The 6,532-nt window shown below is 57.6% G+C and carries 5 protein-coding genes and 1 pseudogene; 2 read left to right on the forward strand and 4 right to left on the reverse strand.

Going from position 1 to position 6,532, the window contains the following annotated elements; genetic code table 11:
* From ABYA88_RS14770 to ABYA88_RS14780, 3 genes are all read right to left on the reverse strand, one after another.
* Positions 1–692: alpha-1,2-fucosyltransferase (locus ABYA88_RS14770; RefSeq protein ID WP_373188157.1), on the reverse strand; the 692-nt coding region annotated here is incomplete at its 3' end.
* A gap of 62 nt (positions 693–754) precedes the next feature.
* The gene (locus ABYA88_RS14775) at positions 755–2,164 is read right to left on the reverse strand and encodes a mannose-1-phosphate guanylyltransferase/mannose-6-phosphate isomerase (RefSeq protein WP_373188158.1); all 1,410 of its coding nucleotides are present in this window, start codon (positions 2,162–2,164) and stop codon (positions 755–757) included.
* 155 nt (positions 2,165–2,319) lie between these two features.
* Positions 2,320–2,916 (reverse strand): toluene tolerance protein, encoded by a 597-nt coding sequence (locus ABYA88_RS14780; RefSeq protein ID WP_373188159.1) that lies wholly within the window; start codon positions 2,914–2,916, stop codon positions 2,320–2,322.
* 109 nt (positions 2,917–3,025) lie between these two features.
* Between ABYA88_RS14780 and msbA the strand changes: the two genes are divergently transcribed.
* Positions 3,026–4,813 carry a lipid A export permease/ATP-binding protein MsbA gene (gene msbA / locus ABYA88_RS14785; RefSeq protein WP_373188160.1) on the forward strand — a complete coding sequence of 596 codons (1,788 nt, stop codon included), beginning with the start codon at positions 3,026–3,028 and terminating at the stop codon, positions 4,811–4,813.
* A gap of 46 nt (positions 4,814–4,859) precedes the next feature.
* The gene (gene hldE / locus ABYA88_RS14790) at positions 4,860–6,290 is read left to right on the forward strand and encodes a bifunctional D-glycero-beta-D-manno-heptose-7-phosphate kinase/D-glycero-beta-D-manno-heptose 1-phosphate adenylyltransferase HldE (protein ID WP_373188161.1); all 1,431 of its coding nucleotides are present in this window, start codon (positions 4,860–4,862) and stop codon (positions 6,288–6,290) included.
* A 9-nt stretch (positions 6,291–6,299) separates the two neighbouring features.
* On the opposite strand, the pseudogene ABYA88_RS14795 reads toward hldE, so the two are convergent.
* Positions 6,300–6,532: pseudogene (locus ABYA88_RS14795) on the reverse strand (metal ABC transporter ATPase); the annotation flags it as partial.

Here is a 6,532-nt window from a genome sequence, read left to right on the forward strand (position 1 = left end):
AGGTTTTCGCGGCACCAGGTCAGGTCATCCGAAAATATGAAGAATCTCGGCTCGGCGACCCATTGCTGGATGTGAGCGACAGCGGCGCGGTAATAGTCGACAGGGCTGGTACCATGGAGCTTAGCTGCCGCCGGATTACTCACATAATCGCCGCGGCGGACATGCAGCGAAGTGGCAGCGGGCTCTTTGGCAATCAGCTTTTTGATGATCAAAGCTTCCTCGCTCAGGCTTTTCAGCTGAAGCTCCTGCAGCAGCAGTGGTCGGATGTCCTCGAATAGTCCAAAGCCTGCTCCCCATTCGCCATGTATGTAGGCGTTTTTGCCGCGGGGAACATCTTCAAAAAAATGCTCGGTGCGGCCTTTGGTTATATTTGCCTTGTACTGAGTATGGCCGAACCACCGCAGGACGCGTTTTTCCAGCTTGGGTGAGGGCTGCCGGCCGGTGAGGCGACAGAGCTGATGCAGCGCAGCCGCCGCCTTGCCTTTGGCGATCGCAATTTCCTCGGGCGTTGCTGCTCTGGCTTCTATATGGAAGTGATTGATTTCCAGCGGGAAAGCCTCTTTTGGAGTGGCACCCAGATAGCTCGAGGTGTCGAGCAGCAGCACCGTATCCATGCGTTCTGCAAGAGCCCTGCCTACGGCATATTTGTGCAGCTGGCTGGCGAGTCCGCCCACAAGTTTGACTACAAGCATAAGTAGCTCCTGCTCAGTTAGGGTGCGAGCTGCACGAATTCTGCGGGTTGCTGGCGCAATACTCAGCGACGGCCATACACATCCTCAATACGGGTGATGTCATCCTCTCCCAGGTAGGAACCTGACTGCACCTCGATCAATTCCAGATCTATTACACCGGGATTTTCTAGGGAATGAACCTGGCCAATGGGAATAAAAGTCGATTGGTTTTCGGTTACCAGATAGGTCTTGTCCCCATTGGTTACTCTCGCTGTACCGCTTACCACTACCCAATGCTCGGCTCGATGGTGATGCATCTGCACCGACAGCTTGGCTCCCGGTTTTACGGTGATGCGTTTTACCTGATAACGAGGCCCCTTGTCGATCAGGTCGTAGACACCCCATGGCCGGTATACCTCGCGATGAATCGTATGCTCCTGCCGACCGTTCGCCTTGAGCTCGGCAACGATTTTTTTCACGTCCTGCGCATGGTCCTTGTGTGCTACAAGCACCGCGTCTTTAGTTTCAACCACTACCAGATCCGTTACCCCCAGTGTGGCCACCAGCCGATTTTCTGCCCGAATCAAACTGTTCTGCGTGGCGATAGCAATAATGTCGCCGTTGAGGCTGTTTCCTGCGCTGTCTCTTCCGTCTGCCTCCCAAAGGGAGGACCATGAGCCAATGTCGCTCCATCCGGCGTCCAGCTCGATCATTACGCCTTCGGATGTGTTCTCCATGACTGCGTAATCTATCGAATCTTCAGGGCATAGTTCGAATGCTGGCGCGTCGACACGAACAAAGGACATGTCTGAAACCCGATTAGATATAGCTTTCTGGCATGCAGCGAGAATCTCGGGTCGATGCTGGCCCAGCTCCTCCAGATAGCGGCTCGCGCGGAACAGGAACATACCGCTGTTCCATAGGTATTCGCCAGAATCGAGGTAGTGTTTGGCGGTTTCCGCGTCGGGCTTTTCCACAAATCGACTGATCGCATGAGCGTCGTTCCCGGCAGCTGAACCTCGCTGGATATAGCCATAACCGGTTTCGGCATGCGTGGGCGCTATGCCGAAAGTGACCAGCTTGCCGGAAGTGGCCAGGGGGATGGCCTTCTCGATGCTGTGCCGAAATGCCTCGTTGTTCGCAATCAGATGATCCGCAGCCAGAACGAGCATTAACGGATCTTCGCCGCTTGCGCTCAGATGCAGTGCGGCCAGTGCCACAGCGGGAGCCGTATTGCGGCCTGTGGGTTCAAGGATTATTTCAGCCTGGTCCAGAGTGAGTTGCCGTAGTTGTTCGGCGACCAGAAATCGGTGTTCCTCGTTGCAGATCACCAGTGGCTGATCCGTTTCCAGGCCGTCCAACCTGGTTATCGTTGCCTGCAGCATCGATAACCGGGGGTCGGTCAGCCGCAGGAACTGCTTTGGATTGAGCTGGCGGGACAGGGGCCAGAGTCTGGAACCGGAACCGCCGGCCATGATTACGGGTTGCAACATGCTTCAGGGTCCTTCTGGCGTTCCAGTTTTCTTGTGATGGGCGTCGTAAACGGCCAATGCCTGCGGCTCGCTCTTGAGCGTTAAGGCTGATGCGAGCTGATAGGAAACGGTACCAAAGTGGCTTGCGATTATCTACGGTTGCAGGCCCTGGCCTGCTATGGATGCTCGCCGCGTACCAGGGACAGAGCCGCTGGTGGCGCCAGAGCCCAATCTTTTTCATAGCGAAGCAGGTGCTGATAGTTCCGGTTTCGCAGTCGCTGGGGTAGGGGCCTGCCGAGGCAGCGCATATCCGATATGTCGATCAGGCCGAGTTCGCCGTCCGGCGTCAGAACAATATTACCCAGATGCAACGAGCGGAAATAGATCCCGAGGTCATGCAGATGGGTTATGAACTCGCCGAGCAGGCCGAATAGCTCAAGTTGTTCGATGCTGGGTTGTTCATTGAGCAACTGACGCAGGGTTGTGCCCTCCAGCGGGTCGTAGTGCACGACTGATCGATACGGATTGCTCAGTTTGTACAGTTGAATGACGCGAGGGCAGGGGATTTCCAAGCTTTGCAGCTGCGCCGCATTCGCTGCAAAGCGGGCTGCTGGAGGAAAAAACAGCGTTTTCGAGAACCAGGCCTTGCGGCGAAACAGCTTCAGATAAGAGCCGTCTTCCAGACGCAAAACCTTTTCGCCATGACCATCCTGCTCGATAACGTCGGCTCTCAGGCGCATTGCCGCGAACTGCTCGCTACTCAGTGGCTGCATGGGGTGTTTCCTGAATCAAAACGGCAGTTTACCTCACTTTTGCAGTGTCCGCTGCGCCCCCGGTTTGCTGTGTTAAACTCTGCACCCGGTCCATTTTCGCGAAGTGCCCATGTCCGATTCCGAGAAAGAAAGTTTCGCCCGGTCCAGTGCGCGGATCTACGCACGATTGCTGGGGTATGTGAAACCCTACTGGGTGCCCTTTGGTATCAGTATCCTGGGGTTCATGATCTTTGCTTCCAGTCAGCCTGCCATGGCCTGGATGCTCAAATATTTTGTCGATGGTCTTGCTCAGGGCGCCGACGGGATGTTTCTCGGCGTCCCTCTGATCTGGGGCTTCCCGCTGTTCATCATTGTGGTCGCGCTCTATCAAGGGGCTGGTTCGTTTCTGGGCAACTACTACATTGCCAAGGTATCGCTCGGCGTAGTACACGATCTGCGTACCTCGTTGTTCAATAACCTGTTGACGCTGCCTAATCGTTATCTGGATAACCATAATTCCGGTCACCTGGTTTCCCGTATTACCTTCAATGTCACTATGGTCACTGGCGCGGCTACCGACGCGATCAAGGTGGTGTTTCGGGAGGGGATGACAGTCATGTTCCTGTTTGCCTACCTGCTCTGGATGAACTGGCAACTGACGCTGGTGCTGATGGCCATCCTCCCGGTGATCGGTTTGATGGTGAACAGCACGAGCAAGAAATTCCGCAAGCAGAGCCACAAGATCCAGACTGCGATGGGCGATGTGACCCACGTGACTTCGGAAACCATTTCCGGCTACAGAGTGGTTCGCAGCTTTGGTGGCGAAGAGTATGAAACCCGACGTTTCTACCAGGCCAGTGAAGCCAGTCGTGAAAGGGGTCTGAAAATGATCCGTACCGGTGCGGTTTTCACGCCGACGCTACAGCTGGTGACCTTTAGTGCGATGGCTGTGGTGATGTTCCTGGTTTTGTTCCTGCGCGGTGATTCGACCGTGGGTGACCTTGTGTCATACATCACCGCCGCGGCGCTGTTACCCAAGCCTATCCGTCAGCTATCCGAGGTAAGTGCGAATATCCAGAAGGGTATTGCTGCTGCTGAAAGTATCTTTGAGCAACTGGATGAGGAACCGGAGACCGACACTGGTACGATCGAACGGGATCGTGTTTCCGGGGCCATCGAGGTGCGCGACCTGGATTTCAGTTATCCCAATACCGACAAGAATGTGCTCGACGGGATCAACTTCCGTGTCGAGCCGGGGCAGATGGTGGCTTTGGTTGGTCGCTCGGGTAGTGGCAAGTCAACGCTCGTGAGTCTGATACCCCGCTTCTATCACCACGACCAGGGGCATATCCTGATTGACGGCGTGGATGTCGAGGACTATCGCCTGCGTAATCTGCGCCGCCACATTGCCCTGGTTACCCAGCACGTCACGCTGTTCAACGATACGATTGCCAATAATATTGCCTACGGCGATCTGGCTGGCGCGCCGCGGGAGGCGATTGAAAAGGCTGCCGAGGCAGCCTACGCCAAGGAGTTTATCGACAAACTCCCGCAAGGACTGGATACCATGGTCGGCGAGAATGGTGTGCTGCTCTCGGGCGGGCAGCGCCAAAGGCTGGCAATCGCCAGGGCGTTACTGAAGGATGCGCCCGTGCTGATTCTCGACGAGGCGACCTCGGCGCTGGATACCGAATCCGAGCGGCATATCCAGGCGGCACTGGACCGGGTGATGGAGGGCCGTACCACGCTGGTGATCGCGCACCGTCTGTCGACCATTGAGAAAGCTGACGTCATTATGGTGATGGACGATGGCCGGATCGTCGAGCGTGGCAGCCATGCCGAATTAATCGCCCAGAATGGCTATTACGCGCGCCTGCATAGCATGCAATTCCAGGACGAGCCGCCTGCCCAGGCCTGAAACACTTTTTTTGCCCTGTGGGGCTGACTGAATACAGGTAGAGACAATGAAGCTGACCATGCCACGTTTTGATTCCGCTCCAGTACTGGTAGTGGGCGACGTCATGCTCGATCGCTACTGGCATGGCCCTACCCATCGGATTTCGCCGGAAGCACCGGTACCGGTGGTCAAGGTCGATCAGATAGAAGACCGGCCAGGTGGTGCGGGCAACGTGGCATTGAATATTGCGGCACTGGGCGCGCCGGCCTGGCTGGTCGGAGTGACCGGGGAGGACGAGGCCGCGCTGAGTTTGCGACAGCGTCTCAATGCCGCTGGGGTCTATTGCGATTTCCAGGCCCATGCGGACCGTCCGACCATTACCAAGTTGCGGGTCATGAGCCGGCACCAGCAATTGATCCGCCTGGATTTTGAGGAGCCCTTCGAGACCGATGGCGAGGCGATGCTGGCGACGGTGCGCGGTCTGCTCGACAAGGTCAAGGTGATGATCCTCTCGGATTACGGCAAGGGAGCGCTGGTCAACCATCAGGCGCTGATTGCGCTGGCCCGCGAGCACGGCGTGCCAGTATTGGCCGACCCCAAGGGCAAGGATTTCACCATTTACCGCGGCGCGACGCTGATCACCCCGAACATGGCGGAATTCGAGGCGGTTGTCGGTCATTGCAGTAGCGAACAGATGCTGGTCGAGAAGGGTATCGCGCTGGTCGAGGAGCTGCAGCTCGAAGCGATGCTGGTGACCCGCAGCGAGCAGGGTATGACGCTGCTGCGCCGCGGCGAGCAGGCGCTGCACATGCCGGCGCGCGCCCGTGAGGTATTTGATGTGACCGGTGCCGGGGATACGGTGATCTCCACCTTGGCAGCGGCACTGGCAGCTGGCGAGGAGATGCCCAATGCGGTCGGCTTGTCGAATCTGGCCGCCGGTATCGTGATCGGCAAACTGGGGACTGCGGCGATCAGCGCTCCGGAGTTGCGCCGTGCGGTGCAGCGCGAGCAGGGCAGTGAGCGCGGTGTGGTGGGGCTGGAGCAGCTGGTGCAGGCGGTCGAGGATGCCCGCGCCCATGGTGAAAGAATCGTGTTCACCAACGGCTGTTTTGACATCATTCATGCCGGCCACGTGGGTTATCTGGAAGAGGCGCGGAGCCTGGGCGACCGTCTGGTGGTGGCAATCAACGATGACGCGTCGGTGAGTCGCCTCAAGGGTCCGGGACGGCCGATCAACAGTGTTGAACGGCGCATGACCGTACTTGCCGGCCTGGGCGCGGTCGATTGGGTGGTCAGCTTTGCCGAGGACACCCCCGAGGAGCTGCTCAAGGCGCTCAAGCCCGATATCCTGGTCAAGGGTGGAGACTACAGCGTGGACCAGGTAGTCGGTGCCGAACTGGTCAACAGCTGGGGTGGTGAGGTGAAGGTATTGAATTTTGTCGAGAGCTGCTCGACCACGGCCATCGTCGAGCGGATCCGCGAGCGCGATACTGACTGATTCTTACCATCAGAGCCGTTGCAGACCCTCGTCCCATTCGCAGCGGGGAGCTGCAACCACCCAGCCTTCCTGTGCTGCCATGGCTTCGCTGAGGCACGGATGCTTCGGCCGACGCAGTTGCAACTCACCCCGCACCAGACTGAACAGCTCGCCAGTGGCCTCACCATCGCGCATTTCGGCGAGAAAGATTTCCGGCTTCTGGTAATCCATTTCCACGATAAGCTCCCCGCTACCGGCATCCA

The sequence above is a fragment of the Halopseudomonas sp. genome (assembly GCF_041579695.1).
Classification (GTDB): domain Bacteria; phylum Pseudomonadota; class Gammaproteobacteria; order Pseudomonadales; family Pseudomonadaceae; genus Halopseudomonas.

Excerpts from the sequence above, each read along its gene's own strand:
- ABYA88_RS14775 (WP_373188158.1), bottom strand. The coding sequence starts at position 2,164 with ATGTTGCAACCCGTAATCATGGCCGGCGGTTCCGGTTCCAGACTCTGG.
- ABYA88_RS14780 (WP_373188159.1), bottom strand. The coding sequence starts at position 2,916 with ATGCAGCCACTGAGTAGCGAGCAGTTCGCGGCAATGCGCCTGAGAGCC.
- msbA (WP_373188160.1), top strand. The coding sequence starts at position 3,026 with ATGTCCGATTCCGAGAAAGAAAGTTTCGCCCGGTCCAGTGCGCGGATC.
- hldE (WP_373188161.1), top strand. The coding sequence starts at position 4,860 with ATGAAGCTGACCATGCCACGTTTTGATTCCGCTCCAGTACTGGTAGTG.